We start from the raw sequence: 18848 nt of genomic DNA, 5'->3' as shown, positions 1-18848 counted from the left end.
GCCATTCGACGGGTGACATGTCTTGCAGTCAAAGGAGAGGGTGCAGGCGAATCCCTGTCTCTGGCTTCCGCATTGGGGGTGCCTCGTGAGGGGCGCACGAAGAGTTGCACTGCTGACAGCGGTGCTGGTTCTGCCATTCCTGCCCACGACGGCGCAAGCAGCCGAGGGGCCGGTGTTCTCCGACGGTGAGGCGCAACCCGTCTTCGATCCGAAGGACGTGGTGAAGGAGAGCCTCTGGCTCCGGGCTCCGGTCGACAGCGACCGCGACGGCAAGGACGACGAGGTCTACACCGAGGTCGTCCGGCCACGTGCCACCGAACGCGGCCTCAAAGTCCCCGTCGTCTACATGGTCAGCCCGTACTTCTCGGGCGGCAACGACGTCGCCAACCACAACGTCGATGTCGAGCTGTACGTGCCTGACAAGCGCGACGGCCGGTTGCTGAAGTCCTCCTCCGACGAACGCATCACCGCCGCCCTCGGCCCGAACCCGATCACCTCGGGCCGTTACGAGGCCTACTTCATCGCGCGCGGATACGCCGTCGTCTACGCCGAATCGCTCGGCACGGGCAAGTCGACGGGCTGTCCGACGACGGGCGACGTCAACGAGACGATCGGCGCGCGTGTCGTCGTCGACTGGCTCAACGGCCGTGCGACCGCACGCACCGCCACGGGTGAAGCCATCAAGGCGACCTGGTCGACCGGCAAGACCGGCATGATGGGCGTCTCCTACAACGGAACGCTGCCCAACGCCGTCGCCTCCACCGGCGTGCGCGGTCTCGAAGCCATCGTGCCGATCGCCGCGATCTCCAGCTGGTACGACTACTACCGCGCGGACGGCGCCGTCGTGGCACCCGGCACGTTCCAGGGTGAAGACGCCGACGTGCTCGCCGAGTACGTCTACACGCGCGCGGACAGGGAGATCTGCAAGCCGATCATCGCCGAGATCGCGAAGGACCAGGACCGTGTCACCGGCGACTACAGCCGGTTCTGGGACAAGCGGAACTACCTGAACGACGTCCGCAAGGTCCATGCGGCAGTGCTGGCGGTGCACGGGCTCAACGACTGGAACGTCAAGATGACGCACGTCGAGCAGTGGTACTCGGCGTTGAAGAAGGTCGGTGTGCCGCACAAGATCTGGCTGCACCAGTCCGGGCACACCGATCCCGACACGCTGCGTTCGGTCGAGTGGCGGCGCACGCTGAACCGCTGGTTCACCCAGTACCTCTGGGGTCACCGCAACGGCATCGACAAGGAGCCGAAGGCGACGCTGCAGCGCGAGGACAAGACGTGGACCGACGAGAAGGACTGGCCGGCTCCCGGCACGTCCGACGTGAAGCTGCGGCTGTCCGCGGGCGGATCGGTCAAGGGCGGCCTTGGGATTTTGCCCGGCCGCGGCGTCGAGAAGCTGACCGACGACGCGACGAAGACGGCTGAGTCGCTGATCGACCTGGCGACCTCGCCGAACCGGCTCTCCTACACCTCGGAGGCGGCGAAGAAGCCGCTGCGGCTGTCGGGCAAGTCGACGGCGAACCTGCGGGTCGCCTTCGACCGGCCCGCGGCCAACGTGACGACGCTGCTCGTCGACCGCGCGCCGGACGGCAGGTCGCACGTCATCACGCGCGGCTCGACCGACCCGCAGAACAGGGAGCGGCCGGACAGGACGTCGCCGATCAAGCCCGGCAAGTTCTACGACGTCGAGGTGCCGATCGTGCCGGACGACTACATCCTGCAGACCGGTCACCGGCTCGAGTTCGTCGTGATCTCCAGCGACTACGACTACACGCTGCGCCCCCAACCGGGTGCCGGCCTGTCGCTGGACCTCACCCGGACGTCGGTGGAACTGCCTGTCGTCGGCGGCTGGCGCACCGTGTTCCAGACGTTCTGATGTGATGCCGCGCTTCGGTCTCCCGGGGCCGAAGCGCGGCAACCTAGCACCCACCCCCGACAAAACTCCGCTCCCGGGCGCCCCAAGATCTCAACCTGTCCACAACCGCCGAGTTGTCCACAACCTCGCGGCCGACCCGGCTCACCACCCGGCCCGCCCCCCACAGTGGGCCCATGCCCTCAGCCCTCTCGAAGCCGATCCGCGTCCGCGAAGCCGGCGATCTCTACGCCGCGATCCCGCACCTGATGGGGTTCCACCCGGCCGACTCGCTCGTCGTGCTGGTGCTGAAAGATCATCTGGTCAACATGACCATGCGCGTCGACCTTCCCCGCCCGCGACATAGAGGCTTTCTCGCGGCCCAGCTGGAAGGTCCGCTGCAGGAACAAGGCGCGACCGAAGTGATCCTCGTGGTCGTGTGCCCGCCGTCTGAGCACATGCCAGAAGAACTGCCGCACGAGCCACTGGTCACCACTCTCAAACTCGAACTGGGTGGCGTGGGCATCGAAGTCGTCGAGGCGGTGTGGCTGCCGTCGTGCCAGAAGGACGCGCGATGGCTCTGCTATCTCGACATCGACTGCCACGGGACACTGCCGGATCCCCAGTTGTCCGCCATGGCCGGCGCGTCGGCGCACGAGGGCAACGTGACGTTCGAGTCGCGTGCCGCCATGGCCGCGATCGCCGCGCTGGATCCACCCGAGGCGCTGGAACGCAGATCCACGTTGCTCGACGAGCTCGTGACGACCTCGTACGACCCTGACCCGAGGCCCGAGCTGCGTCGGGTGAGCGACGCGATCGACGCCGTGGAGCACCGCAAGGGATCGTTGCCGGACAAGGAGATCGTCGCTCTGGCGAGGGCGCTGTCGGTGCCTGAGGTGCGCGACGCGAGCATGGGGTTCGCGGCGCAGCCCAGGTCCCGCCTGGCTGAACGCCTGTGGCTCGAGCTCACCAGGGCCAGCCCGGCGCCGGAACGAGCGGAGCCTGCCTGCCTGCTCGCGTTCTACGCCTACCAGCGCGGGGACGGCGGGATCGCGTCCATCGCGCTCGACGCGGCCGACGAGGCCTGCCCCGGCCATGCGCTGAGCAAGCTCATCCGCGCCGCAGTCAGCGCCGCGTTCCCGCCGTCGGAGATGCGGGCGTTGTCCGCCAAGTACCTGGACAGCGCCCATGAGCTGCTCGCCGGAGCTCAGAGCAGTTCGGGTCGCTCCCAGTCCTGATCCAGGACGTGTTCGGCCAGGAACGCCCACACCGTCTCGTACCAGACCCGAGAGTTCCCGGGGGTGAGGATCCAGTGGTTTTCGGTTGGGTAGTAAAGGTATTTCGCGGCGACCCCGTGGCGGACGAGGTCGAAGTACAGGCGATGCCCCTCACCGATGGGAACCCGGTAGTCCTTGTCCCCGTGGATGACGAGCATCGGGGTCTTGATGTCGGCCACCCGCAGGTGCGGGGAGTTCGCCAGGATCCGCTCCGGCCGGGTGAGGGGATCGCCCATCTCCCGCATCCAGAAGTAGGAGCTGTCGGTTCCACCGGAGAAGGCGTCGAGGTGCCACAGGGACGCGTGGGTGACGATCGCGCGGAACCGGTCGGTCTGCGTGGCGATCCAGTTGGCCATGTAGCCGCCGAACGACCCGCCCATCGCGGCGGTCCGGGAGGCGTCGATGTCGGCCCGCTCGACGGCGACGTCCGTGACGGCCATGAGGTCGGTGTAGGGCTCGGCGCCCCAGCGGCCCCAGCCGGCCTTGATGAAGTCCGGCCCGTACCCGGTGGACAGGGCGGGGTCGGGCAGCAGGATGGCGTAGCCGCGCGCGGCCATCAGCCACGGGTTCCAGCGCCAGGTCCAGCCGTTCCAGCTCATGACCGGGCCGCCGTGGACCCACAGGACCAGCGGCGCGGGCGAGTCGGCGGAGGCGCCTTCCGGCAGCACCAGCCAGGACCGGACGGTCCTGCCGTCGGCGACGACCGTGGAGATCTCGGTGAGGGTGCCGGGCACCGAACCGAGGGCACCGGGCGCACGCAGCCGTTCCGGATCCTGGTCGGCTCCGGTGGCGGCGAACCGCACGGGCTGCGGCGGATGGTCGACCGAGTTGCGCAGCGCGTACAGCGTCTTGCTGTCCGGGCTCACGACCAGATCGCTGTAGTAACCGGAGACCGTCAGCTTCGTGATCTCGCCGCTCGCCAGGTCGAGCCGCCACAGTGGCTGGTGCCCGAGGTGGCTCGCGGTGAAGAAGACCGCCGACCCGTCCGGGCTCACCACCGGGTGGTCCGGCTCCTCCTGGAAGTCGGGCGCCAGTGGCGTGATCGAGTCGTTCGCCAGGTCGATGCGCACCAGGTCGCGCCGGTAGGGGGAGTCCGGAGTGGACTCGCGGAACCGGATCGCGATCACGGCGGCGGAGTCCGGCGTGAACGTGGGGCTGTGGAAGGAGAAACCGTCCTCGGAGGCGATGACCCGGGACGCGCCACCGGTCGTGGCCACGACCCGGAGCTCGATCCTGCGGCCGTAGGCGGCGCTGACGTCCACGGCGTGGCCGTGAACGGCCCACTTCCCGTCTGGACTGAGCGCGACGTCCTCGTCGCTGAGCCGGCTTTCGGAGTCTTCGCTGAGGGTCGTGACCTTCTCGGCGCTGACGTCCGCGACAGGAGCCGCGAACAGTCGCGGGTAGGCGGGGCCGAGGTCCGAGTCCCAGTACCTGATCGGGTACGACTCGTGCAGGATCGCTGTCACGCCGGCGTCCTCGCGGGCCTTGCGCTTGGCGTTGTCGCCGTCGCCGAACTCCGTGAAGCGGTACGCCGACGACGTGAACAGCACCGTGTCGCCGGCGGCGCGCACCTGACCGACTCCGCCACCGGGTCGCAGCACCTCGGTGGCCTCACCGCGGACCGGAAGCCGCCACAGCGCCTTCTTGTCCTTGGTCTCGCCCGGTTTCGCGAGCGGGTCCGGGCGGGCCGACAGGAACAGCAGCGATCCGTCCGGTGCGAACACGGGGGAGGAGTCGCCCTTGGCGGAGCGGGTGAGCCGGACGGCTTCCCGCTCCCCGGTGGGATCGACCTCCCAGAGAGCGCCCTGCCACGTCTTGCCGTCCGCGGCGAGCGTGGACACGACCGTGACGAGCCGGGTGCCGTCCGGGGACAGCGCGAGCGACGCGAGCCGCGGGGTGGCGTTGTAGCTCTCGAAGGAGGCGAAGTCGGTCATCCCGGTTCAGGCCTCGTGACGGGCGCGGGTGAACTCCCACGCGTCGCGGACGATGCCGGTGATGTCCGCGCGCTCGGGCTTCCAGCCGAGGTCGGTGCGGGCCCGCTCGGCGGAGGCGACGAGGACGGCCGGGTCGCCGGCGCGCCGCGGGGCGACGACGGCGGGGATCGGGTGGCCGGTGACCTCGCGGCAGGTGTCGATGACCTGCTTGACCGAGAAGCCGGTGCCGTTGCCGAGGTTGTAGATCCGGTGCTCGCCGGCGGTGGCGTGCTCGAGCGCGAGGAGATGGGCGTCCGCGAGGTCCGTGACGTGGATGTAGTCGCGGACGCAGGTGCCGTCCTCGGTGGGCCAGTCCTCGCCGTAGATCGAGATGTGCTCACGCTGCCCGAGCGCGACCTGGAGCACGAGCGGGATCAGGTGGGTCTCGGTCGCGTGCCGCTCGCCGATGCTGCCGTAGGCGCCGGCGACGTTGAAGTACCGAAGGCTCGTCGCCGCCAGGCCGTGCGCGGCCGCGTACGACGTGATCGCGTGGTCGATGGCCAGCTTGGTGGCGCCGTAGGTGTTAGTGGGCGCGGTGGGCGCGGTCTCGGGGATCGGCACCTCCCGAGGCTCGCCGTACGTCGCGGCAGTCGAGGAGAAGACGAGCTTCGGCGTGCCGTGATCCTTCATCGCGTCGAGCAGACGAATCGCCGTCAGGACGTTGCCCGTCCAATACTTGCCGGGGTCCTGCATGGACTCGCCGACGAGGGACTTCGCCGCGAAGTGCAGAACTCCGTCGAACCCTTCCGCGAGGACATCGCCGATCACCTCGGCGATGTCGCCTTTGATGAAGCGCGCTCCCGCGGGGACGGCGTCCTCGTGGCCGGTCGAGAGGTCGTCGAGGACGACCACCTCGTGTCCGGCTTCGAGCAGCCTGGCGGCGCACACGCTGCCGACGTATCCGGCCCCGCCCGTGACGAGCAGCTTCACCACAGTCCTCGCATTCCTGGTCAAGATCGTTCTTGGCTACCGGTCCCTGCCCGCGCCCGCGGACGGAACCGCCGTGAAGAGCCTCGGCCGCGTGAGCGAGCGCGAGGCGAAGCCGGCGAGCACGGACCGCTCGACCTCGTCGTGCCGTTCGACGGGCACGAGGGCGATGGCCGAGCCACCGAAACCGCCGCCGACCATCCGGGCGCCCAGGGCGCCGGCCGCCATCGCGGAGTCGACGGCGACGTCGAGCTCGAGGCACGAGACCCGGTAGTCGTCCCGGAGGCTCGTGTGGGAGCCCGAGAGGAGGGGGCCGACGTCGGCGAGCCTGCCGTTGCGGAGCAGTTCGACGGTGCGCAGGACCCTGTCGTTCTCGGTCACGACGTGCCGCACCAGCGGACGCAGCTCTTCGGGCAGCCGGACGAGCGTCTGGTCGAGTTCGGCGATGTCGACGTCGCGCAGCGCGGGGACGCCGAGGATGCCGGCCGCGCGCTCGCAGCCCGCGCGCCGGGCGCCGTAGCCGCCGTCGACGAGGGCGTGACTGGCGCGGGTGTCGATGACGAGAACCTCGAGTCCGCTGGCAGCCGCGTCGAACGCGACCTGCTCAGGCTTGCCGGAGCGCACGTCGTAAAACAGGGCGTGCGCTTCGATGCAGCACAACGATGCCGTCTGGTCGAGGATGCCGGTCGGCGCGCCCACGAAGTCGTTCTCGGAGCGCTGCACCCAGCGCGCGATGTCCGCCCGCTCGGCGTCGGCGCCGGCGAGGCCGAGCAGCGCGAGCGCGACAGCGCATTCCAAAGCGTGCGAGGAGGAGAGACCGGCCCCCGCGGGCACGTCGCCCGCGATGACGAGGTCCGCCCCACCGGTGACGGCGATCCCCTGCTCGCGCAGGGCCCAGGCGACGCCACCGGGGTACGCGGCCCACCCCTTGACGGTGCCGGGGACTAGGTCGGCGACCACGACCGGGTCCGCCTCCTGCAGCCCGCCGTCGTCGCCCATCGTGCTGACGGTCATGACGCCGTCGGCACGGGGCGACGCCGCTACCGCGATGCGGTGGGGCAACGCGAACGGCAGCACGTAGCCGTCGTTGTAGTCGGTGTGCTCGCCGATGAGGTTGACGCGGCCCGGGGCCGACCAGACCCCGTCGGGCGCGCGTCCGTGCAGGCGCTGGAACGCCTCGGCCGCCTTCTCGGCCGGTGTCGTCGCCTGGGTCACCGGGCGAGCACCATGACCGCGTGGGCGACCGCGGGGTCGAGCTCTGCCGTGGTGCCGTTGCCGCCGCGCACCTGGATGACCTTGGCGCCACCCAGCGCCTCGACCTCCACGGTGCCGCCCGGCACGACGCCGGCGCCCTTCAGTTCGGCCATGAGGTCCGGGTCGAGCTGGACGTGCTCGGCGATGCGGCGCACCTCGACGCGACCGCCGCCGCGGCGGGCCACCTCGTCCACGCGCACCAGGTCCGCCTCGGCGGGCGGGGCCGGCTCGCCGTCGCCCAGCTTGTCGAGGCCGGGGATCGGGTTGCCGTAGGGCGAGGTGGTGGGGTTGCCGAGGAGCTTGATGAGCTTGCGCTCGACCGCCTCGCTCATCACGTGCTCCCAGCGACATGCCTCGCTGTGCACGTGCTCCCACTCGAGCCCGATGATGTCCACGAGGAGGCGCTCGGCGAGCCGGTGCTTGCGCATGACGGCGATCGCGAGGTTGCGGCCCTGCTCGGTGAGCTCGAGGTGGCGGTCCTCCGCCACGATGACCAAGCCGTCTCGTTCCATGCGGCCGACGGTCTGGCTCACCGTCGGTCCACTTTGGCCGAGGCGCTCGGCGATGCGGGCGCGCAGAGGCACCACGCCCTCTTCTTCGAGCTCGTAGATCGTGCGGAGATACATCTCCGTGGTGTCGATGAGGTCGTTCACACCCGCTCCCCTTCGTATGGCGTCAATGGTAGTCGTGCCGGGGGACACAGGTGTCCGCGCGGGTGCAGGATGTGAGCCGTGCATCCCTTGATCACTCCTGAGGCCCTCGCCGATGCGCTGAGTGCGCGTTCGACCACCGTCGTGCTGGATGTCCGGTGGCGTCTCGGCGGACCACCCGGACGTCAAGACTACGAGGTCAGCCACGTGCCTGGCGCGGTGTACGTGGATCTGGACACCGAGCTGTCCGCTCCGCCCGGGATCGGGGGCCGTCATCCGCTGCCGGATCCGGAGCGGTTGCAGGAGGTGCTGCGCGGCGCGGGCGTGCGCGAAGGCGCTCAGGTCGTGGCGTACGACGGTGGGGACGGGTCGGTCGCCGCGCGGGTGTGGTGGCTGCTGCGGTGGGCCGGGTTCGGTGAGGTCGCGGTGCTGGACGGCGGGTTCGCCGCGTGGGAGGCCGCCGGGCTGCCGGTGACCGCGGACGTGCCGCCCACCCCGACGGGTGATGACGCTGGTGACGTGGTGGTGCGGCCTGGGCAGATGCCCGTGCTGGACGCGGACGAGGCAGCGGCGCTCGCTCAGGAGGGTGTGCTGCTCGACGCGCGGGCGGCTGCTCGGTATCGCGGGGAGACCGAGCCGGTGGATCCCAAGGCCGGGCACGTTCCAGGGGCGCTCAACGCGCCGACGACCGGGCATGTCGGAGCGGACGGGCGGTGGCTCGGGCCGGAGGAACTCGCCGCGCGGTTCGCCGGACTCGGGGTGTCGGGTGGCGTGGCTGTCGGCGCGTACTGCGGGTCGGGCGTCACCGCCTCGTCCGTGGTGCTCGCGCTGGAGGTCGCGGGGATCACGTCGGCCGAGAAGCCGGCCGCGTTGTACGCCGGGTCGTGGTCCAACTGGTGTGCGTTGGACCGGGAGGTCGCGACCGGCGGCTGATGGTGCCCGCCTGGGTTAGGCGCTGGGGATGCGGTTGAAGCCCTCGGTGGCGAGTTTGAGGGCCGCGGCGCAGGTGTCCAGTTCCTCGATCGCCAGGACGCTCACCGAGAAGGCTGAGGTGATGGCGTTCGGGTCGTCGGTCAGCATGACGGTGACCTGGCAGTCCTCCTTGGAGGCGCTGACCTGCCATGCCGTGTTGCCGCCGATCTCGATCTGCTTCTTCTCGCCTTCCTGGTCCGCCACCTCGGGGACCGTGACCATCTGGGTGATGACGGTGGACGGGCCGGTGGTGGTGTGGATGCAGCCGCCGTCCGCCGAGGACTTGCCGCCGGTGGCGGCTTCGACGTCCGCCGCCTTGAGCACGCCGCAGGTCTCCAGGCCGGTGGTCTTCTTCTTGGTGGTGATCTTCACGTCGCCCTGTTTCGGGGCGGTGGGGTCCGCCGGCTTGGAGACCGGGGTGCTGGCGGGTGGTTTCTTCGTGGTCGTGGTGGGGTCGGCGGGTTCCTGGACCGCTTTCGGGTCGGCTGCCGCTGAGCCCTTGACCTGTTCGGCGCAGCCCGTGACGGCGGCGAGGGTCAGGCCCAGTGCGAGGAGGACGGCCGCTGGTCGCAGGTGCATGTCGCCTCTGACCCCTGTTCGGTGAGATCGGTTCCGGCGAAGTGCGCCGGAAAGGCGCGCTGGGAGGGCGCGCCGGAAAGTGGCGACTGTAGGTTGCTGGGCATGGGTAAGCCAGCCGCGGTTGTCTGGGACAGGTCCTTCCTCGGGTACGACCTCGGTGGCGACCATCCCCTGAATCCGGTGCGGCTCGACCTGACCGTCCGGCTCGCGACGGCGCTCGGCGTGCTGGACGGCGTTGAGCTGAGGGTTCCTGTGCCGGCCGGCGACGAAGAGATCGAGCTGGTGCACAAGCCCGGCTATTTGAGTGCCGTGCAGGCGGCGCCCACGGCCGGGTGGGACGTCGGGCACGGGCTGGGGACGCCGGACAATCCCGTGTTCGAGCGGATGCACGAGGCTTCGGCACTGGTCGTGGGCGGGTCTCTGGTGGCGGCTCGGGCCATCGCGTCGGGCGAGGTGGATCGGGCGGTCAACATCGCCGGTGGGTTGCACCACGCGATGCCGGACAGTGCGGCCGGGTTCTGCGTTTACAACGACTGCGCGGTGTCCATCGAGTGGCTGCTGCGCAGCGGGGTGGAACGCATCGCCTACGTCGATGTCGACGTGCATCACGGGGACGGGGTGCAGACGGCGTTCTGGGACGACCCGCGGGTGCTGACGATCTCGTTGCACCAGCATCCGATGAGCCTGTGGCCCGGTACCGGGTGGGCCGGTGAGGTCGGTGGCGCCGGGGCCGAGGGGAGTGCGGTCAACGTGCCGTTGCCCGCGGGGACGCGGGACGGCAGCTGGATGCGGGCGTTTCACGCGACGGTGCCCTCGTTGTTGCGGGCGTTCCGGCCGCAGGTGCTGGTGACGCAGTGCGGTGTCGACACGCACAAGGAGGATCCGCTCGCGGACCTGTCCTTGAGCGTGGACGGGCATCGGGCGATCTACCAGGCGTTCCGGGACCTCGTGAACGAGCACGGGTACAAGTGGCTCGCGCTCGGGGGCGGCGGGTACGAGCTGCTCAGGGTGGTGCCGCGGTCGTGGACGCACCTGCTGGCCACGGTCCTGGACCGCGATGTCGACCCGAACCGGCCGTTGCCGGCGGACTGGATCGCGCACGCGACACGGATCGCGCCCGAGTGGCCTTTGCCTGCGTCGATGACGGATGGATGCGACGCTGGGCACCAGCCGTGGGGTGGGGACGCGGAGGAGCCGGTGGACAAGGCGATCCGCGAGACCCGTCGCGCTGTGTTCCCCTTGCACGGACTTGATCCCGACGACCCCAGGGACTGAAGCCACGTGGGCTCCGAAACCGGGCACAGAGATCCGTTCGACTTCCCGCGGCACTGGGAGGCGGACGTCGTCCTCAGCGACGGCGGCACGGTCCACCTGCGACCGATCACGCCGGACGACAGCGAGAAGCTGCGGGAGTTCCACGGCCGGCTGTCCGAGCGGACGCGGTACTTCCGATACTTCGGGCCGTACCCGCGGATCCCGCAGCGGGACCTCGACCGATTCAGCACTGTCGACCACCACGACCGCGTCGCGCTGATCGCGCTTTTGGGCGACGACATCGTCGCCGTCGGCCGGTTCGACCGGCTCCACGGTGACGGCCATCGGGGAGACAGCGCCGAGGTGGCGTTCGTCGTCGAGGACGGGCACCAGGGGCGCGGGCTGGGAAGCATCCTGCTCGAACACCTCGCCGCCGCGGCCAGGGAGGTCGGGCTGGAGCGGTTCGAGGCCGAGGTGCTCGCCGAGAACGGGCAGATGGTCCGGGTGTTCCGCGACGCGGGCTACCAGGTCAGCAGGGCGTTCGAGGAGGGCGTGCTGCACCTGGAGTTCGCGATCGACCCCACCGACGAGTCCGTCGCCGTCGCCAGGGCCCGCGAGCAGGCCGCCGAGGCCCGCAGCGTGCACAACCTGCTGCACCCGCGCAGCGTCGCGGTCATCGGCGCGTCCACCGACCCGACCAAGATCGGGCACGCCGTCCTCAAGAACCTCCTCGAAGCCGACTTCAACGGGCCCGTCTACCCCGTCAACGCCGAGCATCGCGCCGTGCGGGGCGTCCGGGCCTATCCGACCGTGCTCGACATCCCCGACGACGTCGACCTCGCCGTCGTCGCCGTCCCCGCGGCCAGCGTCGACGAGGTCATGGACGGATGCCTCGCCAAGGGCGTGAAGGCGCTCGTCGTCGTCAGCTCCGGCTACGGCGAGACGGGGCCGGACGGGCTGTCGGCCGAACGCAGGCTCGCGGCGGAGGCGAGAGCACACGGCATGCGCGTCGTCGGCCCCAACGCACTGGGCGTGATCAACCTCGACCCCAAGGTCCGCCTCAACGCGAGCCTCGCCCCGAAGCTGCCGGCACGGGGCCGTGCGGGCTTCTTCTGCCAGTCCGGCGCACTGGGCACGGCCATTCTCGCCAACGCCGCCGGCTGGGGCCTCGGCCTGTCCACGTTCGTCTCGGCGGGCAACCGCGCAGACGTCTCCGGCAACGACATGCTGCAGTACTGGGAGACCGACCCCGCCACCGACGTCGTCCTGCTCTACCTGGAGTCGTTCGGCAACCCGCGCAAGTTCGCGAGGCTTGCCCGCCGGCTCGGCCGCACCAAGCCCATCGTCGCGGTGAAGTCCGGCCGGCACGCCGTCGCTCCCGGCCTCGCCGCCACCGCCGCCAAAGTCGACGAAACGAGCGTCCAGGCCCTGTTCGAGCAGGCCGGCGTGATCAGGGTCGACTCGCTGGCGCAGCTGTTCGACACCGCGCTCCTGCTGGCCCACCAGCCGCTGCCCAAGGGCAAGCGCGTCGCCGTCGTCGGCAACTCCACCGCGATCGGCCTGCTCGCCGCCGACACGCTGCTCGCCCAGGACCTCGAACTCGCGGGCGACCCCATCGACGTCGGTGCCCAGGCCACCCCCGAGGAGTTCGCGAAGGCGGTCAAGGAGGCCCTGGACCGCGCCGACACCGACGCGCTCGTCGTCGTGTTCGTGCCGCCGATCGCGGTCCCCGGCGCCGCCTATGCGCGTGCGATCAAGGAGTCCGCGCACCACACGAAGCCGATCGTCTCCACGTTCCTGGCGGTCGAGGGCATTCCCGACGAGCTCAAGATGCCCGGCAAGGGGTCGATCCCCAGCTACGCCAGTCCCGAACGCGCCGTGCTCTCCCTGGCCCGCGCCGTCCGCTACGCGCGCTGGCGCGCCGCGCCGCAGGGCAACTTCGTGCGTCCCGAAGGCATCGACGCCGACAAGGCACGATCCATTGTGGACAACCCGCGGAGCGAAGTCCGCCTCGACGACCGCAAAGCCGTCGAACTGCTGGAGTGCTACGGCATCGACGTCGTCCCGTTCCGCATCGCCCACAGCGCCGAGGAAGCCGTGCACGCGGCGGACGAACTCGGCTACCCGGTCGCGATGAAGGCCACCAGTGAACGCCTGCGCCACCGAACGGATCTGGTCGGCGTCCGGCTCGACATCGCCCACGCCGAATCGGTCGCCGGGGCCTACCAGGACCTCGCCGAACTCTCCGGCAAACCGGGCGTGTACGTGCAACGCATGGCGCCCAAGGGAGTCAGCTGCGTCCTGGGCCTGCAGGACGACCCGAGCTTCGGCACGTTGGTCTGGTTCGGACTGTCGGGTCTGGTCAGTGACCTCCTCGGCGACCGGGCCTACCGGGCGGTACCACTCACCGACACCGACGCGGCGGAACTCGTTGCCGCACCGAAAGCAGCGCCGTTGCTGACCGGTTACCGCGGCGACGAACCCGCGGACCTGAAAGCGCTTCAGGATTTGGTACTCCGTTTGGCCGCACTGGCCGAGGACCTTCCGGAGGTGCGTTCCCTGAAGCTCGAACCCGTTCTTGCTTCTGCCGCAGGGGCTTTCGTGAGCAGCGCCCGCGTCGTCATCGGCCCGCCTCCGTCCCTGCACGACGCTGGTCCACGTCGGCTGCGTTGACTCCTGGGCCGACTCCGGACTGATCTGTTACCGCACCGATTCCGTTGTTTCCATTCGCGTCGAGGTATGGACATGCGTCGGTTCGCCGCTTAGGTTTCCCGCATCGCCCAGCAGCGCCGAAGCAGGTGCGCAGGCGCATGCCCGTGGAATACCGCTGTAGTGGATGACCGCTGTAAGAGGGACGAATGACGCCGAGAGCACTTCTCCGCCTGGTCGCGGCAACATGTGCGGCCGTGCTCCTGCTCGCCTCGTGCGCGGGTGGCGGCGGGTCCGGTATGGCCAGCAAGGTCAGTTCGGACGACCGCATGGTCATCGCCGTGTCGTACGACCAGCCGGGACTGTCGATCCGCAGGCTCGACGGCAGCTATCGCGGGTTCGACGTCGACGTCGCCAAGTACATCGCGAACGAACTGGGCGTCAAAGAGGAGAACATCACCTGGAGGGAAGCGCAGCCCGGCAACCGGGAGACGCTGCTGACCAGCGGTGAGGCCGACATGGTCGTCTCCACCTACTCGATCACGGACAAGCGCAAGCAGATCGTCGACTTCGTCGGCCCGTACTTCGTCGCGGGCCAGGACCTGCTGGTGCGCATGAACGAGAACCGCATCGAAGGCCCCAAGTCGCTCAACGCGACCCTGCGCCTGTGTTCCACCGCCGGCTCGACTTCGGCCGAGTACGTCCGCGACCAGTTCGCGAAGGACGTGAAGATGGTCGAGTACGCCAAGTTCAGCGACTGCGTCACGGCGCTGCTCGCGGAGAACGTCGACGCCGTCACCACCGACGACGTGCTGCTCGCGGGCTACGCCGCCCAGAACCCGGAACTCCTGCGGGTCGTCGGCGACCCGTTCAGCAAGGAGGAGTACGGCGTCGGCCTGCACCGCGACGACCCCGCCAGCAAGACGAAGGTCCAGGCCGCGATGCAGAAGATGATCGACACGGGTGCCTGGCGCAAGTCGCTCGAGGTCAACATCGGATCTTCCGGCTACAAGATTCCCGACCCGCCGAAGCTGGCCCCCTGATCACACGGGGCGTCACGTAGGCTCACGCCACGTGAACCGCGTCCCGCCGCACCGCGCTGATCGACCCGTTCGCGCGGGCATTCCCGAACACGGCAGAGTCCCGCGCTACTACGCGGTCAAGGCCGAGCTGTTCGACCTCGTCGAGAACCTCGGCGAAGGCACCGTCCTGCCCTCCGAACGTGAACTCGCCGAACGGTTCTCCGTCTCGCGCGTCACGCTGCGGCAGGCCGTCAGCGAACTCGTGCTCGAAGGCAAGCTCATCCGCCGCCAGGGCAGTGGCACATTCGTCGCGCCGCCCAAGCTCGTCCAGCCGTTGTCCCTGGTCAGCTACACCGAGGGCATGCGCCGTCAGGGCGTCGAACCGAACCGCACGGTCATCACGGTCGAGGAGCTCGGCGCCGACGAGGGCCTGGCCCGCGACCTGACGCTCGAACCCGGCGACCCGATCGTGCACCTCGAACGCGTCCTGCTCGCCGACGACGAACGCATCGGCCTCGAGTCGACGTACCTGAGCCTCGGTCGCTTCCCGGACCTGCTGGAGAAGCTCGACCCCGCCGGCTCGCTCTACGCCTGCCTCACCGAACGGCTCGGCGTCCGTTTCGCCGAGGCCGAGGAACGCGTCGAGACGGTGCTCGCCACGCCCCGCGAGGCGTTGCTGATCGGCACGAACCCGGCGCTGCCCATGCTGTTGCTGCACCGCGTCTCCTACGACGTCGACGGCCACCCGATCGAACGCGCCCGCTCGCTCTACCGGGGTGATCGGTTCAGCTTCGTGGCCAGGCTGCACGCCGACCGCTAGCCCGGTTCATTCGGAACGGAACAGGATCGGCCTCCGAAGCGTCTGAGGATCATGGCGCTGGAACCGGAGATCGGGCTCGTCGGCAGGGACGACATCACCGCGTTGGTGGAGTCCCTCGTCGAACGCCGCGCGAAACACCCCCTGCCGGTGATCGTCGCGTTCGGCCCAGGCGGCAGCGGCAAGACGTCGCTGCTCGACCACGTCCGCCGGCGCTACCGCGACGCGCCGACGGCGAAGGTCGACCTCGACAAGGCCGGATCCCGTTCCTGCAAGGACATCCTCGACGTCGCCGCCGAGCAGCTGCGCTCCTACCGGCACGCCGATTTCGGCCGCATGCGGTTGCCGCGCTACGACCTCGCCCGGCTCGCGCTGTACACGGAACCCGCGGACGATCCGCACCACCGCGCCCGTGAGCTCGCCGCCAAGCAGATGACCCGGCTCGTCGCGGTGGCCGACGCCGCCGAGGTCGTCGAGATGCTGCCGCCCGCCCAGGGCCTGGGCAAGGTGTTGCGGCCGTTGCTGTTGTGGCTCATCGGGCTCGCGGTCGTCGCGCCGCGGCCGTTGCGCTGGCTGCTGGGCGGGCCACGGGTCGCGAGCGCGTTGCGCTGGTTCGAGAACTACGTCGGCCAGGAACTGAAATCGGTACAGCGCCTGAAGTTCGACGCCGCACTCGTGCACACGTGGAGCCTGCACCGCTCCGGCGACACGCTGGAGATCGACCGCCTGCTCGTCGCCGCCTTCCTCGCCGACATCACGGCCGCGTACCGGTTCCGCCGTTACCGCAGGATGAACAGCCTCCTGCTGCTCGACGGCGCCGACCTGCTCGACGGCATCGACTCCTACCTGCCCCCGAAACGGCCGCGGCCCGCCGCACGGGCGACCGACTTCCTGAGCCTGCTCGCCGAGCGCCGGGCGAAGGAACCGAACGTGCCGCTGCTCGTGATCGCCACCAAGCAGTCCGCGCCCGCACTGGACGACTCGGCGGTCTTCAAGCCGGTGCGCCTGGAACCGTTCACCCTGGCGCAGACGCGGCAGTTCCTCGCCGAGTGGAACCGCACCCGCAACAGCACCGTCGAGTCCGAGGCGCTCGTGGAAGAGCTGCAGGAGGTCACGCACGGCCACCCGCTCGCGGTGCGGCTCGCCATCCAGCTCGTGCAGTTCGTGTTCGCGCGAGACCAGGTGCTGCCGTCGGTGCGGTCGGTGTTCGACGAACGGCTGCCCGTCGACGAGACCACGACGTTCCAGGACGCCACCGTCGGCGACTACCTGCTTCTCCGCTTCTTCCAACGCATTCCGGGCACCGAGGAGATGCCGGAACGCGAGGCCGCGCGCGAGATCTTCGCCCGTCTCGCTGCCCCGCGAGTACTCGACCGGCACGTGATCCGCGCGTTGCTGCCGCCGTCGTGGTCGGCCGAGAACATGCGCGCTCTGCTGGCGCAGCTCAGCTTCGTCGGCCAGGAGGGCGAGAACTTCGTTCTGCACCCGTTGTTGCGCGACCTTCTCGCACGCAGGCTCCGCGACGTACCGGCGGACCAGTCGTTCTCGCACGCGAACGTCCACCGGTTGCTGAAGGATCGCTACGACAGCCTCGGGCAACGCGAGGACGCGCTCTACCACGCACTCGCGCTCGGCCAAGTCCACCTCGTCGCGCATCGCCTGCGCCCGCACGTCGACGAACGCAGCGACCGCTGGATCGCCGAGCTCGCCGCCATCGCCGAGGCCCCGATGCCACCGGGCGAAGGCGAACCGGAGCTCGACGAAGAGCCGCGCGCGTGGTGGGAGCGCCTGCGAACCGGAACGAAACGCAACCTGCATCGCCGTTACGACAGCGTGGTGCGCCCGGAGACAGGGCTACTGGAGGACGCGGTCATCGCGACGTGGGAACTGCGCTCCCGGAGTCGGAGCGTTCGCCCGACCGTCGAGATGTACGACCGGGTTCTGCGCACCCACCAGGAACTCGACGGCGCCGAGGAACGCCTGATCGCCTACCGCACGACGAAACGCGCGCTGGAGCACAACACGCCCGCGTCGCCGCCGGTGTCGTTGCCGCGCCCGTCCACGGTCGGCAGGTTCCCGTATCCGCGGCGCTGGCCGGGCCGCAACTCGGTGCGCCGTGCGACCGTCTACCTCGTCGTCGTGCTGCTTGCCTTGTACGGCGCGGCTTTCTACCTCCAGGACAGCACCAACTGCTTGCGCTATGGCGTTCTCGAACCGGCCGAGCTCGTCGCGGACCTCAGGGGCGAGCGCACTCGCCTGTCCAAAATGGATGGAGTGCAATGTGTTGGCCTGAGTGAGAAACCGGGCAGGTTCGCGTACGGCGACCCGGCCACGCAGAACAACGACGACGCCGAGGTGGAGGAGCTCGCGAAGCTCATCGCGGAGGAGAACGACCGCGCCACCAAGGTGAGGGACCGCAGCGTCGTCACGATCGTCGTCGCCACCATGCTCAGTTCCAGCGAGCGCGTGAAGCGGGACCTGTCCGCGGGCGTGAACGAACTCCGCGGCGCCTATCTCGCCCAGCGCGATTGGAACCAGCTCGACGGCCTCGGCCGCAACCCGTTGGTGCGCCTGGTCCTCGCGAACTTCGGAGGCGAGTCCAAGTACGCGGAGAACGTCGCGAAACAGATCCGCGAGTATGCCGCACGGGACTCGTCGGTGATCGCCGTGACCGGTCTCGGGCAGAGCCGCGAGACCACCCAGTCGGCGCTCGCCGTGCTGGCCCCGTCGAAGGAACAGCCGACCGGCATCCCGATGGTCGGGTCGTCGTTGTCGTCGACGAACTTCAGCCAGAAGCCGTACTTCTTCCGCATCGCGCCGGCCAACGACCGTCAGGCGCAGGTCGCCGCCCGCATCATCGAACGCACCGAAGCGTTGCGCGGCCGCCCGTTGCACCTCGTGCGCAGCCCGGGAGACGAGTACAGCTCGGATCTCGCCGAGAAGTTCGAGGCCGTGCTGAGGCCTGAACGCCACGACTACGACGAGACGGCCAACGCGGTCACCACCCAGCTGGGGCAGGTGGTGACGGACATCTGCGAGAAGGCTCCGAACCCGCTCATCCTCTACACGGGCCGCACCGCGGAGGTCGGCGGGCTGCTGACCGAGCTCAGCCACAGCAACTGCACCGACCCGGTGGTGTTCGGCGGCGACGACCTGACCCAGCTCGAGACGACGAACTTCACGGATCTGGAAGACATCAAACGATTCGCCGACGGCCGGCTCTACTTCACGACGTTCGCGTGGACGCCGGGCCGCGAGCCGATTCCCCAACCGACGCAACAGTTCTTCACCACGTACGAGGCCGCCCAGAAGAAGCACGCCAGAAGGGCATTCCTTTCGGGCCCCAACGGACACGTTCTGCTTGCCTATGACGCCGTCAGCGTTGTCGCGCGGCAGACGTTCGTTGGGGCGTCACGAGAAGACCTCTACGAAAGGCTGCGCACTTTGCGTGACTTCCCGGGCGCGTCCGGGAGGCTGACATTCGACCGGACCGGTGCGAGCGGCACGTCCGGAGCCGACCCGGCCGACAAGCTGGTCGTGGGCCAGATCGTCAAGCTGGACAACGGTTTCCTGGTGTCCCGCTACGTGTCGCACGAAGGAACATGACCATCAG

The 18848-nt window shown here is 69.5% G+C and carries 13 protein-coding genes; 8 read left to right on the top strand and 5 right to left on the bottom strand.

Annotated elements, in window-relative coordinates; translation table 11 throughout:
* Window positions 1-85 precede the first annotated feature (85 nt).
* Window positions 86-1885 carry a Xaa-Pro dipeptidyl-peptidase gene (locus OG205_RS21625; RefSeq protein ID WP_330278040.1) on the top strand — a complete coding sequence of 600 codons (1800 nt, stop codon included), beginning with the start codon at window positions 86-88 and terminating at the stop codon, window positions 1883-1885.
* Window positions 1886-2058: 173 nt separating this feature from the next.
* Window positions 2059-3099 (top strand): DUF4192 domain-containing protein, encoded by a 1041-nt coding sequence (locus tag OG205_RS21620; protein ID WP_330278039.1) that lies wholly within the window; start codon window positions 2059-2061, stop codon window positions 3097-3099.
* On the opposite strand, the gene OG205_RS21615 is transcribed toward OG205_RS21620, so the two are convergent.
* Genes OG205_RS21615 through OG205_RS21600 form a run of 4 tightly spaced genes read right to left on the bottom strand, consistent with a single transcriptional unit; the run spans window position 3069 to window position 7945 of the window.
* Window positions 3069-5072: a S9 family peptidase gene (locus OG205_RS21615; RefSeq protein WP_330278038.1), complete on the bottom strand. Its 2004-nt coding sequence runs from the start codon at window positions 5070-5072 to the stop codon at window positions 3069-3071. The genes OG205_RS21620 and OG205_RS21615 overlap by 31 nt on opposite strands.
* 6 nt (window positions 5073-5078) lie before the next feature.
* On the bottom strand, window positions 5079-6041 hold the full coding sequence (gene galE / locus OG205_RS21610) for a UDP-glucose 4-epimerase GalE (protein WP_330278037.1): 963 nt from the start codon (window positions 6039-6041) through the stop codon (window positions 5079-5081).
* Between the two features lie 36 nt (window positions 6042-6077).
* Complete coding sequence (galK, locus tag OG205_RS21605) at window positions 6078-7253, bottom strand: galactokinase (RefSeq protein WP_330278036.1); 1176 nt, start codon at window positions 7251-7253, stop codon at window positions 6078-6080.
* A complete protein-coding gene (locus OG205_RS21600) occupies window positions 7250-7945 on the bottom strand; it encodes a metal-dependent transcriptional regulator (RefSeq protein ID WP_330278035.1) in 696 nt (231 codons plus the stop codon). Before OG205_RS21600 ends, galK begins: the two co-directional genes overlap by 4 nt.
* Window positions 7946-8023: 78 nt before the next feature.
* On the opposite strand from OG205_RS21600, the gene OG205_RS21595 reads away from it, so the two are divergent.
* Window positions 8024-8875: a sulfurtransferase gene (locus OG205_RS21595; protein WP_330278034.1), complete on the top strand. Its 852-nt coding sequence runs from the start codon at window positions 8024-8026 to the stop codon at window positions 8873-8875.
* Between the two features lie 15 nt (window positions 8876-8890).
* Here OG205_RS21595 and OG205_RS21590 read toward each other — a convergent pair whose 3' ends face one another.
* On the bottom strand, window positions 8891-9493 hold the full coding sequence (locus OG205_RS21590; RefSeq protein WP_330278033.1) for a hypothetical protein: 603 nt from the start codon (window positions 9491-9493) through the stop codon (window positions 8891-8893).
* Window positions 9494-9595: 102 nt separating this feature from the next.
* Here OG205_RS21590 and OG205_RS21585 point away from each other — a divergent pair, with 102 nt between their 5' ends.
* From OG205_RS21585 to OG205_RS21565, 5 genes are all read left to right on the top strand, one after another.
* Window positions 9596-10768, top strand: a complete 1173-nt coding sequence (locus OG205_RS21585) for an acetoin utilization protein AcuC (RefSeq protein WP_330278032.1) — start codon at window positions 9596-9598, stop codon at window positions 10766-10768.
* Window positions 10769-10774: 6 nt separating this feature from the next.
* Entirely contained in the window at window positions 10775-13420 is a 2646-nt protein-coding gene (locus tag OG205_RS21580; protein WP_330278031.1) for a bifunctional acetate--CoA ligase family protein/GNAT family N-acetyltransferase, read from the top strand.
* Between the two features lie 185 nt (window positions 13421-13605).
* Window positions 13606-14439 (top strand): glutamate ABC transporter substrate-binding protein, encoded by an 834-nt coding sequence (locus OG205_RS21575; protein ID WP_330278030.1) that lies wholly within the window; start codon window positions 13606-13608, stop codon window positions 14437-14439.
* Between the two features lie 31 nt (window positions 14440-14470).
* Window positions 14471-15238 (top strand): GntR family transcriptional regulator, encoded by a 768-nt coding sequence (locus OG205_RS21570; RefSeq protein WP_330278029.1) that lies wholly within the window; start codon window positions 14471-14473, stop codon window positions 15236-15238.
* Between the two features lie 51 nt (window positions 15239-15289).
* Entirely contained in the window at window positions 15290-18841 is a 3552-nt protein-coding gene (locus OG205_RS21565; protein ID WP_330278028.1) for a hypothetical protein, read from the top strand.
* The last annotated feature ends 7 nt before the right edge of the window (window positions 18842-18848 follow it).

Source organism: Lentzea sp. NBC_00516 (assembly GCF_036346835.1).
GTDB classification, from domain to species: domain Bacteria; phylum Actinomycetota; class Actinomycetes; order Mycobacteriales; family Pseudonocardiaceae; genus Lentzea; species Lentzea sokolovensis.
The sequence above is the reverse complement of the archived record's forward strand: the minus strand, read 5'-3'. Positions and strand labels throughout refer to the sequence as shown.